Genomic DNA, 19,262 nt, shown 5'->3' with positions numbered 1-19,262 from the left:
GGCAACGTGTTCACCAGCCCCATGAGGCTGTCGGGGAGCGTCGCCTTCACTTTAGCCTGGTCTGCGCTGTTGGACAGACGAAGGGCAAACAAGGTGCCGCATTGCGACAGGATGGTTTCGTCAATTTCAGAAGGGCGCTGACTGACGATCATTGCGCCGACGCCGAACTTGCGCCCCTCCTTAACGATGCGCTGCACCATGTCTCGCGCCGGGTTGTCGCTGTCCTTCCCCAGATAGCGGTGGGCCTCTTCCATGACGACGAGCTCGGGTCGGTTCCGCCCACCCTCGGGCAGGCTACGTCCCCAGAACATCGCCTCATAGGTGATGTTGAGGATGCCGCCGATCAGCCGCACCAGCACCTGGCTAGGCACGCCGGAGAGGTCGAGCACGGTGATCGGCTTGTCATGGCCGAACCAAGCTTCGAGCAATTCGGGCAAGTCCTTGGCGGCCTTGCCCTCAAGGTTGGGTTCCCATTCGCCGGGATGCAGCATGAAACCATACTGGCGATCGAGCAGGCGCGAGCGCATTTGAGTCAGCTGGCGCTTTATGCCGAGCACGCCGAACTGATTGATGTACGGTGCGGCGCTCCCGGTGCCGGGCACCTGATAGCGAGGCAGTTTCAACGTGGCTGCGTCGCCGGCTTCTTCGAGGGCTGGGTTTGTGCGCTCCTTGTCGGCCCAAGTCTTATGTTCCGGTTCAACAAGGTCGGCCCAAAGCTGTTTGAGGCTGAACGGGAGTGGCGTGTTGATCGTCAGCGCGTTGACATCGATGCCGGCTACACCGTCCGCGACAGATAGCTTAGCAGCCTGAATTTTGTCGAGCACGCCCGTGTAGGCGGCCTCGCTCATTGGCCCCATCAGGAAGTCGAGCAAGGTCTGAGTATCGAGGGCCCAATAGGGGATATGGAGCGGCTGTTCGTCCTCGGATGGGTTAACGCGGAACACCTGAGCAGCGGACTTTAGCGCCTCGCCATATTCGCCGTGGATGTCCAGGAGCAGGATGCGGGCGCTTCTGCAACGCTCGCCGCCGCCGGAATGGCAGATCGACCGCAACAGGCTGGAGATGGTCGTGGACTTACCGGAACCCGTTGAACCTAACACCGCGCTGTGCCGCGTCACAAGCCGGTCGAGATCGATGCGCACTGGGATGCTCTCGGCGCCAGCCAGACGACCTATCGTGATCTGATCTGCATCCTGCACACCATAGATACGGCCGAGGTCCTGCTCAGTAACCAGATGAACCTCGTCGTTGATGCCCGGGTATTGGCTAATTCCGCGCTCGAAGCTTGTTTCGACGATTTCGCCGACGAGTTGGACCGTCATCCAGCTTTCCCCGCGTTGGCGAGCGTCGGTTAGCGTTTCCGGTGTGGCTTGGGCGCCAACTTCGGAGATGACCCCATAGAGATCATGGTAGCCTTGCGGGATACGGACGAAGGTTCCGACCTGGGCGACCCGATAGCTGCGGCCGTCGATGATCGCAATTCCCGACGCGACGGACTCAGCCTGACGCACGCTGATCGTGGAACCCGCGACGCTGCCCACGCGTCCGAGGAAGGTGGGGCTCGTCATGCGTCCGCCGCGGTTGGTGCCGCAGGAGCGGCGGCGGCAGGCGTAGCTGCAGGTGCTTCGAATGCTTGGGGCGACCGCGAATTTGCGAAGAACCGCGCGAACTCCTCAATCGCGCCGAGCTTGAATTCGGCCTTTCCACCCGCCGCAGGCGGAGCCCAATAGCTGTTCCGGATTGGGCCCCAGTCCTTGGTTGGAAGCTCGCCCGGCGCCTGCCATTCCGCAGAGACTCCGCTGATAACCGCCTTATCGCGCGCATAAACACTGAAGTTCGGCCGCCGGGACGCGAGCTCGGTCGCGTAAATCTCCTTGTCCAGTGTCTGGAACTGGAACGCAAATACGCTTGCCGCAGGATTGGCGGCCAAAGCTTCGTCGATGCGCGCCGTGATATGGGCATCGGCGTAGGAAAACCCGATCGAAACGAGCAACGTGTCTTCGGTGGCGAGGAAGGCGTGCAGACGATCGAGCAATGCCGCATACGGTGCTTTCTGGGTCTGGTCGTATTTCAGATGCTCAGGAAAAACAAGATGGGTTGCGTCGGGCTGACCCGTACGAACCACCTCGCCCTGCTTATTCGCCTTCCAGCCGAGCGACCCATGAATCTTCCACAGCCGTGTCCAGCGCGCCGACAGCTGGTCCCCGGAAACCGAGGCGGGATCGAAAAAGGCTTCGCGCGCGCCTGCGAAACCATCGAAATAAGGCGCTCGCACCCGCTCAAATGCCTCCTCGAACAGCAGGTCGTAATTGGTCGTGAAAATCTCTACAGCATGGGTCCGCGGTGCCCCAGTAATCCAACTCACCAGCTCCCCATAGGCGGTCATCCCGCTGGGCAGGCCAACTTGCACGATCCGCCCGATCTCGGCGCAGATCGCCTCCGCCATGACCCGATATCCGTCGCCATCAAGGTCATGGACCTTGATCGATCCGATAACGCCACTGAGCGAGCGGATGCGAGACAGCAGAGTTTCGATATCGTGTTTGACGAGGTTGGCCTTCAGCCCCGCGATCTGTGCACCGTATTTGGGCTCGATTGCAGTAAGAACCCGATCGGTTAGGCCGGCGACCGCCGGAATCAAGGGGCGCGTCCCATCTCCGCGAGCCATGCCTGCCGGCGCCCCGGCGCCGACCAGCAGACCAACCCGCTTTCTTCCCTGCGCAATAATCGTGCGCAGCGATGCCATATATTGGTCGGGATTGTGAAAACTGATGCTCAAGTGATCCCCCTCTGAACCCTCAAGCGCAACTGTCGCGACCTAGTCGCGCCAGTCAAGGAAATTAGGATCCTCTATACTGCTTAGCGCATTTTTCGTCCCGGATTTGTGCGTTTATTCGAGCTTGACAGGTAGATGCTGAGGCGACGGCAGATGCGAAAGACCGACTTTTGGAACGAATTGTCGTATAGAAGTGCCAAGGGCTCGAATACTGAAGCGGCATCAGGTTGAGAGGTTGGATACTACAGTAGCCGAGCCGATGCTGCTGGTATGGCACCACCGCTGCGAGTCCTCGAATCTGTGAAGACGCGCGCTAAGGCCGAAAGGTCAAATCAGATTGCCGTAGACCGGCCTTTGATGTTCGCTTCCTGCCGCCTCCGGCTCAAGCGGTCGGTCGGCGGCAGGCCCCTCGTCAACATTCACGTTGCGGGTAAGCACGCAACAGACTCCGAAAACGGGATATGTAATACTCAGGGGCGGCCGGACCTACCTGAGGCAAGCGCTCCCCGCATTCGGCCGATTGCTCCTCCGGACATCAAGCGACGTTTTGACGGGTCTCCACCAGATGCAGCGGCGCCGCCGGGGGCAACTCATGGACTCTCGCGCTCGGACAGACCTTCCGGGCAATCTCGCAGAGATGCTGATGGTGGGTGAAGTAGATGACTTGGCCTACATGAGCCATCTTTGCGAACAGGCGGAATGCTTCCTCCGCCCGGAAGTCGTCAAACGTCTCCATGATGTCATCGGCGAGGAACGGCACGACTCGATTAGAGGCAGCGAACTCGTGGTATCCGGCCACACGAAGCGCCAAGTAGAGCTGGAACCTGGTTCCCTTCGAAAGCGCCGAAGCCACTTTCGAGCCGCCGTCCGCGCTCACCGCGACGAGCACTTCGGCGTCCCTGTCAGGCTGGGTCGTCAGACCTATGTATGCGCCGCGGCTGATCGTCTGGAACGCATCGGAGGCTCGAGCCATCATGGAGCTGCGGTGCCGGTCACGGTAGAGCCGGAGCGCCTGCTCAGCCGCCGCAACGCCAATTCGGAGCTTCAAGTAGCGGAGCGCCTTCTCCTCAATTTCGAGGGCGACCGTCCGGCGTCGCTCCTCGATGCGTGCCACGGCGTTGTCATCCCCGATCGCACTCACGGCATCGACAGCCTTGCTGTGTTCGGTGAATAGCTCTCGGCTCCGTTGATCGTGATCCTCGAAACGGGCTTCCAGTTCCGCAAGCTCGGCCTCAAGCGCTGCCCTGTCGGTGCTCTCGAGGCGCTCTTCGGCCTCGCGCAGCGTCTGTGAACCGATCGCATTGATGATCTCGGCGCCCGCCGAATCCGCCTCGCTCCTGAGCGCGACCCTTTTCTCCAGCTGCTGCAGCACCGCGCCAACTTCCGAAAGCGACGCAACACCGAAGGTCTGCAGGACTTTGGCCTTGCGTTGCTCGTGGATGGCAATGGCCTCGGCCAGATCACGCTGCTTTTCTTGGGCCGCCTCGACCGCTTCCTCCTTCTCGCGGCGGCGATCCCTCGCCGAAGCCGCGAGACGGACCCGGTTCTCCACCGAGGCGGCGAGGTCCATCGGGGAGGACTGTTCCGCAGGAATTCCCAGCTCGTCAGCGAGACGCTCAACCTCGGCAGCGAAATCAGCCCGGTCCTTCTCCATCTTGGCGACACGGTTGGCCAGACCGCTCTCCTTCTCGATACAGGAGCCAAGGTCCCCGATGACCGAGAGAATCTCCCGGACTTCGGGTACCGACCGCGGGCCCGCAGCGGCCAGCCACGAGTTCGCGCACGCAGCTGCCCATTTGGATTTCCAGTCCCGATCTTCGGCAGTGGCCCGTTCGAGCGCGCGTTCTCGTTCCATCAGCTCCCGCTGCCGGTCCGCGAATTCGCGCCGGAGCTGCTTCAGGTCGGAGGAGCGTTCGACGGCGGCCTCGGCAACGGCCAACAGCCGCTCGAAACCCGAATCTGGATCATAGGACACGGCAGCAGTATCCATGGCACCCTTCAACCGCTCGCAAGCTGCCTCACCATCTTCCTGCGCCGTCCTATGGTCCCGCTCGGAAGAGCGGAGGTCCGCGTAGGCGGCAAGCGCATGCTCGCGCGCGGTCAGCCACGCCTCGAGCTGTTCGGGAGACATCCGGGCAGGGAGGCCGGACGACATCCCCGCGATGGTTTCGGCGATCTCGCCTTGGATCCGCTGCAGGTCCGCCTTCGCGCCGTCCAGCTGTCCGCGGGCGCGATCGAGGTCGACATCCATGACGGCTGCCGCCTGCAAACCTTGATGTAGCTTCGCCAGTTCATTGACATGCGCGAAGCGTGCGTTCGTGGTCAGATCGTCCTGCCTCAGCGCCTTCTCGAAATTATCCGCCGAGCTCGCGTGCAGCGACTTACGATGTTCCGCCCACGCCAGCTCGCGCGCAGCCCTGACCTCCGCGGCTTCGTTGTCGGTGACGACCCCGGTGACTTTCTCCAGCGCCTCGAGTTCGGCCCCCAGGTGCTCGCGTTCAGTGATGAGGCGTTGCAGGTCCTGTTCGTTGCGCTCGATATGCTTTCTTGCCGTCGCGAGATCCGCTTTCCAGCGCTCAATCGTCAGCCTGTCCGGCACGTCTATCTCGAGCAGATGCTGCGGCTCACCCGCCCAAGGCTTCAGCTCTCGCAGCCTCGCCGCAAGGGCCTCCCGGTGCAACGCAAGCGCCTTGTCGGCCAACCGCAGGCGAGCACGATGATCGTCGGTCCGTAGTGCGGCAAGGGTCGACGCCAGTGCCGCTGCGCCGGCGCCTTCGCTTGACGTGACGTCTGTGGCGCTGCCGGCCGCCTCCAGCTTCTCTCGGGCCTCATCCACCCGTCGACGAGCATCGGAAACCTCCGTCTCAGCCGACCGCAGCGAGGATGCGATTCCGGAGCGGCTCTCCAGGAGCTCGCGTAGTGTGCCGACCACCGATGCGCTGAGGATGAGGCGCTCGGGATTGACCTCGCCCTCGCACCCGATCCGACGCAGGATGCCCGCGATGGCGGCATCAGCTTCACGCATCTGCAGGAGACGTTCGGGTATATCTTTGGTGGCAGTGAGATACCGTGCTTGCAGGGCAGGGAGGCGTGACGCTCGGTCGAGAAGTCCCAGGGCAACCTCGTCGACCATCTCCTTCTCGAGCTCCGTAGAGAGCTCCTGAATGCGCTCGGTGACGCCTTTTGCGCGCGTGGTCAGCTCGACCTCATTGAACTGAAGCGTCGCAAGCTCGTCGGCCATACCGTGCGGAGCCTCCGGCAGGGATTCAAGCGGAACGAGCTTTTCGCGCACTGACCGCAGGGTGGCCAAGCGTGGGAGGGCTGACAGCAGTCGCTGGATCTCGCTGACGCGCGCCTGTGTCCGGCCGCGAGCAGCGATCGCCTCATCGTACTGAGCGGCCGCGCTTTCCCTCGCCGCGATCAGCTGAGCGTATCGACCGGCGAGCGTGTCGATCCCTGCTCGTTCCGCCTTCAGGGCTTCGAGTTCGCTCTTCAGATCACCGAGCTCTCCGCTGCGCGCCCGCTTTCGATAGAAAGCGTCGGCTTCCCCCTTCAACTCGCCGAGCCGCTGGCCGAGGTCGGCAAGTCCGGCACTGGCCGAGAACAGGAGCTCTCCGAGATCGCCCTCGCTCGCCAGGATGCTCTCACCGCCTTTCTCGAGCGTATCGTCATCGAGCGAGAACATCGTCCGGTACGCCTCGCGATCCAACCCGCCCAAATCGCCTCGAAGCACAGCCTCAGAGATCGGCTGATCGTCGGCGTCGAGCAAGCTATTCTGCGGCCTCTTGATGCGGAAGACCTCCCGCTCACCCGTCGATAGCTCTAAGCCTGCGCCGAGCCGCATGGAAGGATAGGGGTGAAGAAAGCCATAGGGAGTTCGCATCTCCATGCCGAACAGGAGGTCCAGTACCGCGGCCAGCGTTGTGGACTTTCCGGCCTCGTTAGGGCCGTAGACGATATGCAGGTCAGGGCGGCCCTTCGTCCTCGGACCGAATTCGATCGAATGGTCGGTGAATTTCCCGTACCGGGTGAGGTCGAGCCGGCGAATGCGCATCACGCCATCTCCTCTTCGGCTTCGGCGTGCAGGCGCGCGACAACATTGTCGGCGCCCTCGACTAGCAGATTGGCAACGATCAGATCGAGTTCGGCCTCGTCCTCTCCCAGGATGTGGCGACACTCGGCAGGCAGCTGCCCTCGCAGTTCCTCCGCGGCCTCGAGCGCAGCAGCCTTGAATGCATCGGAACCCGCCACCTCGGCGGAGATCAGGCACCGCAGCTCGATCAACGGATCACCAGAAGCGGACTGCGTTCCGGACGGCGGCTGGCTCTGGACCTCCAGCTTCTCCACCCAGCAACGACCGGCTACGGAGGCCCGGTCATCCGCTTCGGTTTTCAGAAGGTCGACGTCGCGCCGCATCCTCCACGCGAGAGGCGACGTGCCTGTAAGACGGACGCGGGCCACGAGATGGTCGGAAGCTGCACCGGCGCGCGCGCGTTCCAGCGCCTTCCCGATCTCCCTTGCCAGGACAGGCCAGTCGTTAATGTCGCTGGTATCGAGTTCCACGCGCTCGAACTGGGCCACGCTGGTCAGGCGTTGCTCGACCCGGATGGATAGGTCGTCTGCCACCGTGACGAGGGATACGGATTTGACGCCGGATTCATTGATGTCGCGCCCTTGCGGCATCCCTGGCATCACGACGGTGCACTTCCCCTCGACGACCGAACGCTTGTGGATGTGTCCAAGGGCCCAGTAGTGGAAGCCGGTCGCCTGCAGGTCAGCGAGGCTGCAGGGTGCGTAGGGATTGTGACCGCTGGAACCCGTCAGGCTGGTGTGGAGGATGCCGATGTTGAGAGCGCCCTCGACCGCGGGCTTGTATTCACTGACCAGGCTTTCCGGCGCCTGCGGCTCGGCGAAGCTCAGGCCATGGATCACAACTGGGAAGTCGGCTCGCGTGCGCTCGATCGCGACCGCTTCCGCCCGCCCGCTGAAAACTTTCACCGTCTCCGGAAACACCAGTTCCTTCGTGATCTGGGAAACGGCGTCGTGGTTCCCGCGGATGATGAATACGCGGATGCCCGCCTCATGCAGCCGACGCACCTGCTCGGCAAGGAACCGAGCGGTCTTCATAGACGTCTGCTCGCCGTCATAAAGGTCCCCGGCCAGCAGCAGCGCGTCGACCTGCTCTCGAAGGCAGAGATCGATTACGCGCACGAATGCCTGCCTCGTCGCGTTGCCGACCAGCTCGGCAAGCTCCGGGTTCCTCATTGCCAGCGATCTGAGCGGAGAGTCCAAGTGGATGTCCGCTGCGTGCACGAAACGATATGCCAACTGCCCAGCCTCCCGCGCTCATTAGGCTTGGGATGATTCCCCAAGCACGAACGATCGCACGCCTAGCGTGAGAAGGCGCAAAATTCTGTCATGTATCCCCAAGAGACAGCGCAGGTTTCGGTCGACGGCACCTTGTCCTCTGCAATGAAAGGGCTTCAGGAAGCTTCGCGGAAACACCTCGGCATCAAAGACTAGGTGCTGTTCTAGTGCGTCTCATCCTAGGGGCGGCTCTCTGCTTCATACGGGGTCGTTCGAATACGATCGCGTTGACATGGGCTGCCCCTGCTGGAGGCATTAGCTAATTGGCCTGCTGCCGGTTTCGTGGACACCGAGATAAGGTGCTTTGACGAAACCGGAGTTTGTGAATGCAGAGAAGGAAGTTCAGCCGCGAGTTCAAGGTTGAGGCGGTGAGGTTGGTCAAGGAACGAGGCGTGTCGGTCGCCCAGGCTGCCCGCGATCTTGATCTCCATGAGAATGTGCTGCGCAAATGGGTCAGGGAACTGGGCGCTGATCCGCAGCATGCGTTTCCCGGTCATGGGCAGATGAAGCCGGAGCAGCTCGAGATCGACCGGCTGCGCAAGGAGGTCGCGAAGCTCAAGGCGGAGCGTGACATCCTAAAAAACCACCCCGGGCCACTGCTCGCCTGCGCGCGGTAGAAACCGCCCTGTGCTACTCTCGATCCGTGAGGGCAGCGGCCGTTAGCTTATTGGTGGGATCGACCCCGTTAAAAAACGTGGCCCATGGGTTCATGCGCACTTGAGAGTGGTGACGCCGGCTGTCCGCGCGATCCCGATTAGGAAGATGAAGGACTGGCATAACCCACGCCCTCCAACCCGAACGGAGGAGATGCCATGACGAAGATCACGACCGGCGGCCACCCGGACATGAAGATGGTCAATTCACATGCCGCGGCGGTGGACATCGGTTCGACGATGCACATGGCGGCGGTAAATCCCGATGTCTGCGAGACGCCTGTACGTGCTTTTGGAACCTTCACGCAGGATCTGCACGATCTGGCGACGTGGTTCCGATCCTGCGGTGTGACGAGTGTCGCAATGGAATCGACCGGCGTCTACTGGATACCCGCCTTCGAGATCCTCGAGCAGCACGGGTTCGAGGTGATCCTGGTGAATGCGCGTTACGCCAAGAACGTGCCGGGACGGAAGACAGATGTCAGCGATGCCGCCTGGCTGCGGCAACTGCATTCATACGGCCTGCTACGTGGCAGCTTTCGCCCCGAGGCGGAGATAGCTGCGCTGCGGTCCTATCTGCGCCAGAGGGAACGGCTCGTCGAATACGCAGCGGCCCATATCCAGCACATGCAAAAGGCGCTGATGGAGATGAACCTTCAACTCCATCATGTTGTCTCCGATATCACCGGAGTAACCGGCATGCGGATCATCCGGGCTCTTGTAGCCGGAGAGCGAGACCCAGACGCGTTGGCCGCTTACCGGGACGTGCGCTGTCAGTCGTCCATCGACAAGATCCGGTCGGCACTGATTGGGAATGACCGCGACGAACACATCTTCGCGCTGGCTCAATCCCTGGACCTCTACGATGCCTATCAGGCAAAGATTGCCGAATGCGATCAAAAGCTGGAAGCGTCCGTCGAAGTGCTGACCATCCGTAACGCGAACCCGGCCCCGTTGCCGAAGCCGCGCTTCCGTCAGAAGCCAGCCGGCGCACCGGCGTTCGATGTCCGAGCAGCCCTGCACGGCGTCCTCGGCGTGGATCTGACCCAGATACACGGCATCGGACCATCTTTGGCACTGAAGCTCGTCGCGGAATGCGGAACGGATCTACGAGCATGGCCCAGTTCGAAGCACTTTACATCCTGGCTTTGCCTTGCGCCTGGCAACAAGATCTCAGGCGGAAAGCTCCTCTCATCACGGACGCGACGATCCTCAAGTCGGGCGGCGGCCCTGTTGCGGCTGGCCGCGATCACGCTTGGACGCAGCGACACGGCGTTGGGAGCATTCTATCGACGGCTGTCGTCCCGCATCGGCAAACAGAAGGCGGTGACCGCCACTGCACGCAAGATCGCCGTGCTCTTCTATAACACGCTCCGCTTCGGCATGACCTATAGCGACCCGGGTGCGGCAGCCTATGACGAGCGGCATCGAACACGCGTTCTTGCCAACCTCCAGCGTCGAGCCCGATCTCTCGGCTACGAACTGGCTCCCGCGCCAGCAGCAGCGAGTGTTTCTTAGGAAGGCCGCAGCCTACTTTGCAAAGGACGCGATATGAGGTTCGCATTCATTGCAAAGCACCGTTCGATCTGGCCGGTGGCATGGCTCTGCGAAGCGCTGGATGTGTCGCGGTCGGGCTTTCATGCCTGGCTCACCCGGGCTCCCAGCGCACGGTCGCGGCACGACGAGGCGCTCCTCGGCGCGATCGACCGCAGCTTCAAGAGCAGCGATCGCACCTATGGTGCACGCCGCGTCTGGCACGATGTCCTCGCCGATGGGGTCTCCTGCGGCCTGCACCGCATCGAGCGGCTGATGCGGGAGAACGGCCTGCGGGCGCGACCACGCCGGCGGGGACTGCCGAAGGACACAGGAGAGCGGACAGTGGTGTCGCAGAACCTCCTCGACCGCGCGTTCGAGGCGTCGGCTCCGAACCGCAAGTGGGTGGCCGACTTCACCTATCTCTGGACCGCCGAGGGATGGCTTTATGTCGCCGCCGTCATCGACCTGTTCTCCCGCCGCGTCGTCGGTTGGGCGATGAAGGCCGAGATGACGGCGCAACTCGTCACGGACGCCCTCATCATGGCGATCTGGAGGAGAGGCAGGCCCGACAGCCTCATGCATCATTCGGACCAGGGGAGCCAATATACAAGCGAGCAGTTCCAGCGCCTGATGGCCGACCACGGCATCACCTGCTCGATGAGCCGGTCGGGCAATGTCTGGGACAATGCGGCGATGGAGAGCTTCTTTTCCTCGCTCAAGACCGAGCGAACGGCCCGCAAGGTCTACAGGACGAGGGATGACGCCAGGGCGGATGTCTTCGATTATATCGAGCGCTTCTACAATCCGCGGCGCAGGCACTCGACACTGGGCTATCTGAGCCCCGTGGAGTTCGAGGAACGAGCTATGTTAGCTTAACCTCGTGTCCGAAAAACCGGCAGCAGGCCAAATCGATGTAGTTATGCGGAGCTAGAGTCCGCTTCAGACTGCAGGCAGCTTTTACCTGCCTGTCCGGTTGCGGCCCCCAGAGTGGTGCCTTCGAACGATCAAGGTAGGTGGGGAGTGGACAGGCGACTTTTGGAACTGCATATCAAGAATCCCGCCGCTGAGGTTGCCTGAGAAGCCGAGGAAGGCGTAGTCGATGCTGCAAATGGGCGCCGTGAAGTCCGCGATTTCGCGTGTGAAGCACGCCGACAGACGACAGTTGTTGCGTCGTCGACCTAGGCGCCACATCATCCGGCCACCATGCCCGCTAACAAATCCCAGCACTTCGTGCCCCGTTGTTATCTCCGCGCATTCTGCGCGGACGGTGAAGGGGCCGCCGTTAATCTATTCAACATCTCCCGCGAACGGTCGGTCGAAGCGGCGCCGGCGAAAGGACAGTGCGCAAAGCCATATTTCTATGGGCGCGACGGCATCTTGGAGCGGGCGTTGCAAGAGCCCGAAGGTGAATACGGCGAGATCATGCGGCGCGTCGTCAACGATCCCGCTGCCGCGACACCGGTAGACGTCCGCCGCCTCCACGCCTTCATGCTGCTGCAGTCCTACAGGAGCGCGGCGTGGATCGACAGCCAAATCCGGCTAGCGGAGGCGGAACGGGCGATGATAGCCGATGAGGCTACACCGGAGCTGCTGGAAAGCCTAGTTATGACGCACGAGATGGCCCTTCAGCTTGCGCTGAACGCTTTCAAGGACAGCATAGGAAGTACGGCCCACCTACAGACGCGGATTATCCTCAATCGCACGTCAATGCCATTCTTCACATCCGATGATCCGGTGGTCTACACTAACCGCTTCCACCTGCAAAAGGACGTGCTGGGAGGTGCAGGTCTCGGCAGTCCGGGCGCAATGCTACTGATGCCGCTGACGCCGGAGCTCCTTCTGATGTCATTCGACCCGGCCATCTACCGCCTAGAGAAAAGGCTAGGCGAACTTGGCGTCATGGACCGTGTCGCGGACGTGGCCGCCTTTAACGATCTGCAGGCTGTTCGTGGCCATGCCAATCTCTATTTCCGTGACTGGAGGGATCGAGCGTTGGTCGCGTCGACTTACCACAGCGCCAAGTCGCGCCGCAGGGCGACGTGGTTTAGCGTGGAGACCCTGCAGGAGACAGCCCCGGGCAGCGATTCCTTCGTTGCCGTAACGGGCGACCGCGTCTACCACCCTGACCGCAGGGAAATACTTCATACACAACGCAACGTACCCGCGCCGGCCGCGTGGCCTTTGTTGTTGACCTATACGGATCGCGCTCGCCGCGCCCGACGCGGCGTCGGCCCGGCCAGTCTGTGGGAATGATCTTCTCCTGTGGGAAGCCCTGTCAAAGATCGCGATTCCGCTATCGGCCCCTGATTCGTAACCGAACTCGACGCTTTGAGCGTCTGCTATCGTTAGCTCTATACCTAGGCCTGCTAGTCGGCCTAGTGCCCGAATCTGCCGTTTGGCGAAACTGAACGGAGGGCAGAGTTCCGGCGGCGATAGACGCTTTACGAATGGCTACAATGAGGTCGTCAGCCGAACGGCGGCTTACTCGGTTTTTCGACCAGAACCGGACAGGCAGCAGACGGCCCCCAAGTTGCTGCTATCGTAAAATAGCCTTGCGGCAACCGCGGCGAGCACAATCCCGGCAACCGCACTGCTGATGCGGACACTCATCGGAACACCCGGCCGCTGCCAACGTCGAGATAGATGCGGTCGGCGCCGCCTCCGCAGTAGCTGAAATAGATGCCAGCGCCCTTGTTCGACGACTTCATCCAGCCGCCTCATTCCTCGAAGTCCGATGCCCGGCACCTTCCGGAGGCGATGAGTTCGTCCGTGGCTTTCACGAAGGCGTCTCGGTGCAGCCGGAAGTCATCGCTCTGGCCGATGAGCTTAGCTGTCCCGGTCGCGCCCACGGACGGATCGGCGGGACGCTGTGCCGCCAGCAGGTCGGAGCGCACCCATTCGGCGAACTGCCCGCCTACGATCCCATTGATTGGCGTGCAGTCGGCTCTCCCCGAATCCACATAGGCCGATCGCCCTCCGGAACAGGCGGCGTCGTAGTACTGCGACACTCGGGACCAGCCGTTCCTGGTCTCGAAGACCTTCGCCGACTCCCGATAGAAGAGCGTGCCGACACTGCCACACTCGGACGACGGGCAGGTGCGGCGGTTGGCCGAGTCGACGGAGGTCCACATCTGCGTCTGGGCCATTGCCGGAATAGAAATCGCGACGGCCGCTGCGGCCGACAGCAGTAGATTCCTCGTCATCGGTGTTCCCCCTTTCGCCCAGGGAAAGCTATCCCGCGTTCGTAGGCTGCGCAACCGTCGCCTTCGCCTAAGGGTTCAGTTCCATCCTTAGGCGAGTCCGTTAGTGAACTGACGTTTTTCGGTTAAAGCCTCGAAACATTGGCTCCGGACGTGGAGCGCGAGCTTTTGATGCGAGGGTCCGGAACAGAATAGCAGCTATCGCAGGGTGACGATTGCAAACCGGACTGTCCGCTCACGGCTCGTTGCGGTCATTCACAGTTCGCTCCGAACTGGCTACTACCGGCGCAGAGCGAATAAGCAAGCGAATGACTTGGCTGAGCGCCAATTTCAGTTCAACTCGCGGACCGCTTCATCGCTTTCAAATTCAAGAGCTCCCAGGAATGCAATCAGCTGCTTGATATCACCGTCACTGAGTTCGACACCGGCCATCGGCGCGTGGCTCCATTTCTTGAGGACTTCATAGAAGTCGGCCCGCTGTCTGGCGTCCGCTGGAATCGCGCGGGGATCGCCCAGCGGGTCGACGTGAACTTTTATCGCTTCGGAGAGATAATAGAGCGAACCAGAGTGAGAATACGGCGCGGTCTTGGTGACATTGAAAAGCGGCGGCGTTCTGAATTTGTAGAGGTCATCAACGTCAAGTGTAACGTTGTAGCGACCGTAGTCGACCCCAAATCCGTTCTTGCCAAATCCCGCCTGCGGGAATGGGATGGCATGAAAATCAAAATCGGAGAAGTAGGGGCCGTTGTGGCAAATTCCGCACCGACCCTTACCATAGAAGATCAATCCGCCTGCGAGTTCGTCGGGCGTGAGTTGGCCACTGCCGAACACGAAGTCATGAAATCGCGTCGGCTTAAGACGAAAATTATGGCGAATAAAGCCTGCGAGCGCCTCTGCCATGTCGAGGAAACGGAGTTCGCTCTGCTGAACCTTGTGCGCCTTCGCAACTGCCGGACCGATCTCGGCGTCATTCCGCAGATGCTGCGCCAGCTCCCGAAAGATATCGTTCGCTGAACCGACGGTTTCGCTCTGAAGCGTCTCGTTGCCCGAACTGTTGAGAAGCATCTCGCCGATTTCAACGGGGGGTAGGTGAACTGCGACCACAAGAGGGTCGTTAGTGTCAATGATCGCGGAAACGGGACCCCGTTTTTTCGTCCAAAAGGGACCCCTTTGACGGGCACGATGTGAGCGCTCGACCGGGTGGAGCTGGTCGAGTTTGCGCAGCCCGGTCGAGTGCGCCTGATTGGCCTTTCGGCTTTAGCTTTGAGAGCGGTTCTTGAAGCGCCAGCTGTCGTTGCCGGTCTCGATGATGTCGCAGTGATGGGTGAGCCGATCGAGCAGTGCCGTGGTCATCTTGGCGTCGCCGAAGACAGTCGGCCATTCGCCAAAGGTGAGATTGGTGGTGACGATCACCGATGTCTGCTCATAGAGCCGGCTGATGAGGTGGAACAGGAGCTGCCCGCCGGCCTGAGCGAAAGGCAGATAGCCAAGTTCATCGAGAATGACGAAGTCCAGGCGACACAGCCGATCGTTGAGCCGCCCCTGGCGCCCGGCCCGGGCCTCGGCCTCGAGCTGGTTGACGAGGTCGACGACGTTGAAGAAGCGGCCGCGCGCGCCGTCACGGATGCAGGCGCGGGCGATGGCGACGGCGAGATGGGTCTTGCCGGTTCCGGTGCCGCCGACGAGGACGGCGTTGCGCTGATGGGCGAGGAAGTTGCCGCCGGCCAGATCACGCACCAGCGTCTCGTTGATCGGTGTGCCGTCGAAGACGAAGTCCTCGATCTCCTTGGCCAGCGGCAGCTTGGCGATCGTCATCTGGTATTTGATCGAGCGCGCCTTCTTCTCGGATATCTCTGCATTGAGCAGGTCGGCGATGATGCGCTGCGGCTCGTGTTGGCGCTTCACGGCGGTTCGAATGATCTCGTCATAGGCCGCCTTCATGCCGAAGAGCTTCAGCGATCCCATGGTGGCGAGAATGTCGGTGCGGTCCATCATACGGCTCTCCTCAATTGATCGTATCGGCTGCAATCTGCCGTGGGTTCATGGTGAAGCTTGAGGCCGGCCGGCGTGGCCATAGTCGGTGGCCGCGCCGTCTCGCGTCGACGCGCCAGGATGTTGAGGATGACATCGGCCGAGCAGGCACCCTCACGCAACGCTTCTGCGCAGGCGGCTTCCACCGCCGGCATGCCGTCGCTCAGCACGGCCGACAGAATGCTCACCATCTGCCGGTCTCCGTCGTCAGAACGGGCAAGCTTGCGGCGTATCCGCTCCAGGCTGCTGGGCAGCATCCAGTCCTTGAAGGGCGCGCCGTTGCGCAGCGCGCCCGGCTTGCGGGCCAGAACCGGCACATAGTGCCAAGGGTCGTAGACGGTCTTGCCGCGGCCAAAGGCGCGGCGATGCTCGCCGACGATCACCCCATCCTGGCGGATCACGATCCGGTCGGCATAGGCCTGGATCTCCACCGGCCGGCCGAGCGCGCTGGCCATGACGGAGTATTTGTTGTTGTCGAAGCGCACCAGGCAGGTCTTCGACACCGAGGCCGGCACGGCGTGGAATCCATCGAAGTGGCCGGCATAGGGCACCAGGCTTGCCCGTTCAGCCTCGAAGGCTTCCCAGACCGTCTGCTCGGGCCGCTCGGAATGGCGATGCGCCTTGGCAAAGACGACGCACTGGTCGAGCAGCCAGGCGTTCAACTCCTCATAGTTCCTGAAGCGCAACCGCGGTGTGAAGAAGCGCCGGCGCACCAGCCCGACCTGGTTCTCAACCTGGCCCTTCTCCCAGCCCGAGGCCGGCGTGCAGGCGACCGGCTCGACAAGATAGTGGCTGCACATCTGCAGGAAGCGGCGGTTGAACTGGCGGTCCTTGCCGACGAAGACGGTCTCCACCGCCGTCTTCATGTTATCGTAGATGCCGCGCGTGCAGGTGCCCCGGAAGAAGGCAAACGCCCGGTCATGGGCATCGAACACCATCTCCTGCGTCTCGCGCGGATAGGCCCGCACGAACAGCATCCGACTGTGGCACAGCCGCACATGCGCAACCTTCACCGTGGTCGTCGCACCGCCCAGCACCACGATCTCGTGGCTCCAGTCGAACTGGTAGGCCTCGCCCGGTGCAAAGCTCAGCGGCACATAGGCGGCGACGGAGGTGCTGCCGCGCTTCTCTTTCCAGGCCTGCGCATGCCGCCAGACCGAACTGTAGCTGCCCTCATAGCCGAGGCCCCGAAGCTCTTCAAAAACCCGCATCAGGGTCAGCTGCTCACGCGATGGCTTCGCCGCATTGGCCGACAACAGCCGCTCCAGCTCATCCCGCCAGGCACCCATGCTTGGCATCGGCTGATGTTTGCGCTCGTAGCGAAACTCCGTCGCCTCCGAGCGCACTACCTTGCGCACCACTTTGCGCGAGACATTCAACTCGCGGCAAATCGCCTTGATGGGCTTCCCATGGACAAAATAGGCACGGCGTATCTTCGCGATCGTTTCCACAACCAACATCCAAAAACAAATGCCTCCGATGACAATCGGAGGCAGTCTGATGCCCCTGTGTCTCAGGGGTCCCTTTTGGATAAAAATTACCCCTCAAACGGGGTCCCTATTCCATGAAAAATCACAGGCCTCGGCCGCGTCGATCGTGCGGCCGGTGAGGATGATATCCAGAGCACGCGCTTCGCCGATCAGTCGTGGCAGGCGCTGTGTGCCGCCATAGCCGGGGATCAGGCCGAGTCTGATTTCCGGGAGGCCCATCTTGGCGTTCGCCGAGACAATCCTGAGCGTGCAGGCAAGCGCAAGTTCCAAGCCACCGCCGAATGCGTAGCCGTTGATAGCCGCAATCGAAACGACCGGTAGCCGGGCGATCTTTTCGAAAATGGTCTGGCCGAGCTCGGCGCCTCGTTTCTGCTCCATCAACTGCCTGTGTCGAAGCTCTTCGATGTCCGCACCGGCGCAAAAGGCCTTGTTGCCCGCCCCCGTCACAATCAGCGCTCGAACGGACAAACGAGCCACCTCGTCGAGCCTGCCGTCGAGTTCCCTCAGCACTTCGAAAGACAGGGCGTTCAGCTTATCCGGCCTGTTGAGGGTGATTACAGCGAAGGAGCCAGCGATCTCCAGACCGACCGTCATTTCGCACCTGCGAGCCGAAAGCGGATTGGCGTCGGCTTAATTTCGTGGCGGTTGGCCATTTCCACAAGCTCGCGCTTCAGAATCTTGCCGCTTGCAGTGAGCGGAAAGCTATCCACCCGCAGGAAATATTCCGGCATGTCGTATTTCGAAAGACCCTCCTCGGCGAGATGCAGCAGCAGGTCGTCCGGTTCCGCATCGCCTATAATGGCGATGCACACGCGCTCGCCGAGCCGCTGATCCGACACCGGAAAGCACGCAACCCGCTCCACACGGTCATGGCGCATGGCGACCGCCTCTATGTGGGCCGGATAGATGTTATGGCCGCCACGGATGATGAGGTCCTTGATTCGGCCCTCGATCGTCAGGTTGCCACGCTCGTCCAACGACCCCAGATCACCGGACATAAACCACCCATCCTTGTTGAAGGAATTTTCCGTCGCGTTCTGATCGTCGAAGTAACCCAACATCAGCGCGGCGCCGCGTCCCCCGATCTGTCCGATGCCGCCGGTAGGAAGCTGCGTGTCCTGATCGTCGGTATCGAAGATGCGGACTTCGTACGCGCTTCCGCCGCGTCCGCAGGTGTTGATGATCGTCTCGATGTCGTCGTCCGGGTGGGTGTACTGATGCGACGAGTTCTCCGTCATGCCGTAGACATTCTGCGCCTTGATGCCTTGCCTGACGAAGGCGTCGGCGACCGATGGCGGAATCGGCGAGCCCGCCATGTAGAAAACGTCGACATTGCCGAGACGCCGCAATCCGCGTTCCTTCTGGCTTTCCAGAATGTCCATGGCATGGGTCGGGACGCCCATCACATAGCTGGCTCCGGATTCAATGATCCAGTCCAGGCGGCTGAGGCCTGCCGGGGCGTCATCGGTCGTCAGGTTGCCGCCCGCTATCAGCCATTGGGCAACTGCCACCCAGGCGATGTGGTGTGACAGGGGGGAGAGCGTGAGGATCGAGGTATCGGAACCGTGATTCCAGTCACTTGCGAGTTCACGCGCGTTGGCCAGCAGGGTGTTGTGCGAATGCATGACGCATTTCGGCTCCCCCGTCGTTCCGGATGTGAAGGCCAGGTAGGCAACGCAGTCCGGATCGGTGTTCGGCTGGGCCAGATTCGGGGCAACTTCTGGCAACGTCTCCGGTGTGAAGACCATCTTGAGGCTTTTGACCCCGGAAAGGATCGTGTCGAAATTCGCGGTCGTTCGGTCCGCGCCCCAACCATCCTCCGTCAAGAGGATACGCGTCGACAGGCGATTCAGTCGTGTCCCGATCTCGGCGCAGGTGTGCGTCCGGTGCAGGGACGGGTTGCAAGCGAACCCCTCGCGAGCGCAGGCCAGGAACATCAGGATGCCTTCAAGCTTGTTCGACATCCAGATCGAGACGCGGTCGCCACCCTGCAGCCCGTAGATGCGCAATTCCGCAGCAATGCCATCGACCCGCGCGAGGATTTCGGCCCAGGTGAGGTGCCTCGTTCCGTCGCGAAGAGCGGGTGCGTCGGGACGCGCTGCCGCGTTTGCGACCAGCAGGCTGTAGAACGTGTCCCGCGTCCAAAGTCCGGCATCGTAATAGCCTTGCGCCGCGCGTGGATTATGGAGAGTGAGATACGGTCGCATTG

General features: G+C 61.7%; 12 protein-coding genes and 2 pseudogenes (1 of these 14 running past the window's edge). 4 read left to right on the top strand and 10 right to left on the bottom strand.

Annotated elements, in window-relative coordinates:
* The 4 genes from NTH_RS07630 to NTH_RS07615 form a co-directional block, all read right to left on the bottom strand.
* A protein-coding gene (locus NTH_RS07630; protein ID WP_338529461.1) for an ATP-binding protein crosses the window boundary here: on the bottom strand, window positions 1–1,568 show its 5' portion. It extends 226 nt beyond the left edge of the window; only the first 1,568 of its 1,794 coding nucleotides appear in the window; it begins with the start codon at window positions 1,566–1,568; the stop codon falls past the left edge of the window.
* Window positions 1,565–2,779: an SIR2 family protein gene (locus tag NTH_RS07625; protein WP_338529460.1), complete on the bottom strand. Its 1,215-nt coding sequence runs from the start codon at window positions 2,777–2,779 to the stop codon at window positions 1,565–1,567. The genes NTH_RS07630 and NTH_RS07625 overlap by 4 nt, the downstream gene beginning before the upstream one ends.
* Window positions 2,780–3,311: 532 nt before the next feature.
* On the bottom strand, window positions 3,312–6,830 hold the full coding sequence (locus NTH_RS07620) for an AAA family ATPase (protein ID WP_338529459.1): 3,519 nt from the start codon (window positions 6,828–6,830) through the stop codon (window positions 3,312–3,314).
* Entirely contained in the window at window positions 6,830–8,104 is a 1,275-nt protein-coding gene (locus tag NTH_RS07615) for a metallophosphoesterase family protein (RefSeq protein WP_338529458.1), read from the bottom strand. Before NTH_RS07615 ends, NTH_RS07620 begins: the two co-directional genes overlap by 1 nt.
* A gap of 365 nt (window positions 8,105–8,469) precedes the next feature.
* Here NTH_RS07615 and NTH_RS07610 point away from each other — a divergent pair.
* From NTH_RS07610 to NTH_RS07595, 4 genes and pseudogenes are all read left to right on the top strand, one after another.
* A pseudogene (locus NTH_RS07610) lies at window positions 8,470–8,724 on the top strand (transposase); the annotation flags it as partial.
* Between the two features lie 231 nt (window positions 8,725–8,955).
* Entirely contained in the window at window positions 8,956–10,314 is a 1,359-nt protein-coding gene (locus NTH_RS07605) for an IS110 family transposase (RefSeq protein WP_338529457.1), read from the top strand.
* Window positions 10,315–11,208: pseudogene (locus NTH_RS07600) on the top strand (IS3 family transposase); the annotation flags it as partial.
* Window positions 11,209–11,535: 327 nt separating this feature from the next.
* A complete protein-coding gene (locus tag NTH_RS07595; RefSeq protein ID WP_338529456.1) occupies window positions 11,536–12,585 on the top strand; it encodes a DUF4238 domain-containing protein in 1,050 nt (349 codons plus the stop codon).
* Between the two features lie 464 nt (window positions 12,586–13,049).
* Here the strand turns inward: NTH_RS07595 and NTH_RS07590 are convergent, their stop codons facing one another.
* The 6 genes from NTH_RS07590 to NTH_RS07565 all read right to left on the bottom strand — a co-directional run bounded on the left by NTH_RS07590 (window position 13,050) and on the right by NTH_RS07565 (window position 19,260).
* Window positions 13,050–13,535, bottom strand: a complete 486-nt coding sequence (locus NTH_RS07590) for an SH3 domain-containing protein (protein ID WP_338529455.1) — start codon at window positions 13,533–13,535, stop codon at window positions 13,050–13,052.
* Between the two features lie 327 nt (window positions 13,536–13,862).
* Window positions 13,863–14,597, bottom strand: coding sequence for a cytochrome-c peroxidase (locus tag NTH_RS07585; protein ID WP_338529454.1), 735 nt, complete (start codon window positions 14,595–14,597; stop codon window positions 13,863–13,865).
* Between the two features lie 192 nt (window positions 14,598–14,789).
* Window positions 14,790–15,527: an IS21-like element helper ATPase IstB gene (istB, locus tag NTH_RS07580; RefSeq protein ID WP_422392347.1), complete on the bottom strand. Its 738-nt coding sequence runs from the start codon at window positions 15,525–15,527 to the stop codon at window positions 14,790–14,792.
* Entirely contained in the window at window positions 15,524–17,023 is a 1,500-nt protein-coding gene (gene istA / locus NTH_RS07575) for an IS21 family transposase (protein ID WP_338528863.1), read from the bottom strand. Before istA ends, istB begins: the two co-directional genes overlap by 4 nt.
* A gap of 84 nt (window positions 17,024–17,107) precedes the next feature.
* Window positions 17,108–17,647, bottom strand: coding sequence for an enoyl-CoA hydratase/isomerase family protein (locus NTH_RS07570; protein ID WP_338529453.1), 540 nt, complete (start codon window positions 17,645–17,647; stop codon window positions 17,108–17,110).
* Entirely contained in the window at window positions 17,644–19,260 is a 1,617-nt protein-coding gene (locus tag NTH_RS07565; RefSeq protein ID WP_338529452.1) for a class I adenylate-forming enzyme family protein, read from the bottom strand. The genes NTH_RS07570 and NTH_RS07565 overlap by 4 nt, the downstream gene beginning before the upstream one ends.
* Window positions 19,261–19,262 lie beyond the last annotated feature (2 nt).

Source organism: Nitratireductor thuwali (assembly GCF_036621415.1).
GTDB classification, from domain to species: Bacteria; Pseudomonadota; Alphaproteobacteria; order Rhizobiales; family Rhizobiaceae; genus Chelativorans; species Chelativorans thuwali.
This window is presented reverse-complemented; position numbering and strand designations above follow the sequence as displayed.